General features: G+C 53.3%; 1 rRNA gene. It reads right to left on the bottom strand.

The features are described from left to right. A 16S ribosomal RNA gene (locus BAA9072_RS24035) occupies positions 1 to 255 on the bottom strand; the annotation flags it as partial.

Genomic DNA, 255 nt, shown 5'->3' with positions numbered 1-255 from the left:
CCCGGGAACGTATTCACCGCGGCATGCTGATCCGCGATTACTAGCGATTCCAGCTTCATGTAGGCGAGTTGCAGCCTACAATCCGAACTGAGAACGGTTTTATGGGATTGGCTAAACCTCGCGGTCTTGCTGCCCTTTGTACCGTCCATTGTAGCACGTGTGTAGCCCAGGTCATAAGGGGCATGATGATTTGACGTCATCCCCACCTTCCTCCGGTTTGTCACCGGCAGTCATCTTAGAGTGCCCAACTGAATG

Source organism: Rossellomorea arthrocnemi (assembly GCF_904424705.1).
Taxonomy (GTDB): domain Bacteria; phylum Bacillota; class Bacilli; order Bacillales; family Bacillaceae_B; genus Rossellomorea; species Rossellomorea arthrocnemi.
This window is presented reverse-complemented; position numbering and strand designations above follow the sequence as displayed.